Genomic DNA, 1,125 nt, shown 5'->3' on the forward strand with positions numbered 1-1,125 from the left:
CTCCATTCGAGCCATGCAACCTCTTCGATCTGGCATTAATGTCAGCACTAATGCTGGTTCTAATGCCAGAACATCGCCCGATTTGCCCGATCAGCAAAATCCGCTAGCCGGACGCTCACCATCCATCCAAGACGAGATCAACAAACAGCTGTCCAGAGCACGCGAGTCGGGAGAGCGCGACAAAGAAAGACTCGCGGGAACCCTACTCGACGTCACGCGGAAACAGGAGCTTGTTGCCAACCAGGTGGCCGAGCGTTTAATGGCCGGTCAACTTCAGATCGCCGCTTTCGATCGGCTGCTGGAAGATTTGCAGAAACAGCGAAACAAACTTGAAGCCGAGTTGGCGAGGACCGCGACCAAGCGCACAGGCCCGCCCAAAGTCTTTGTCATCAATCCGTCGATGTATCAGATGGCGATCGCAGCACTCACGGCCGTGGCGCGGACCGGCAATACCGAACACGATGAGGTGCAGCGGCATTTCAACTTCATCCGCGAACTTGTCCAGAAGGTGCTCGTTTCGCCATCTGCGGATGGGAAGTCTCCAGACCTGACGATCGTCGGCCGGCTGGCTTCCATTCTCGCCTCGATGCAGGCGTTTCAGGAATACAGCGCCGGAGTTCGGGAGCAGCAAAAAAACGAGTTCGCCCGCCGGGTTAGGGCGGGTGAGTTCAATGATATCAATGAGAAGCCGGAATTTCAGAACCGTTTCCGAGCCGCTCTCGCCGAAGCGGAAGCTGACTGGAAACGGTTACAAGTCTCAGTGGTTGCGGGGGCAGGATTTGAACCTGCGGCCTTCAGGTTATGAGCCTGACGAGCTACCGGGCTGCTCCACCCCGCGTTATCTCTGCATTCTGCGTAGCAGAATGTCGGAACCGTGCAAATCCCTATGGGATTTGTCGCGACCGTGCATTTAGCTGCGCTAAATGTCGCCTTTCCTGTCCGTATTCGTTGCATCCGCGTATCGGATCGTGCTGCCTTTGAGCGAGAATGCAGCCGTTTGTGTTTGTTATCCGGTTTATTCTACCGAAGCAAAAAGGCCGCTTGAGGGCGGCCTGTTGTTCGGCTGGGCCGGAGGATGAAGAGAAGACTGTGTATTTGGTATTTTCTTGCCTTTAATAGACCTGG

Annotated in this window: 1 tRNA gene; it reads right to left on the reverse strand. The window is 55.3% G+C overall.

Annotated elements, in window-relative coordinates:
• Positions 1-761 precede the first annotated feature (761 nt).
• Positions 762-838, reverse strand: a tRNA-Met gene (locus ACP7E0_RS34900).
• Positions 839-1,125: the final 287 nt, after the last annotated feature.

Origin of the sequence: Pararhizobium sp. PWRC1-1, assembly GCF_049897905.1 — a bacterium.
Taxonomy (GTDB): Bacteria; Pseudomonadota; Alphaproteobacteria; order Rhizobiales; family Rhizobiaceae; genus Pararhizobium.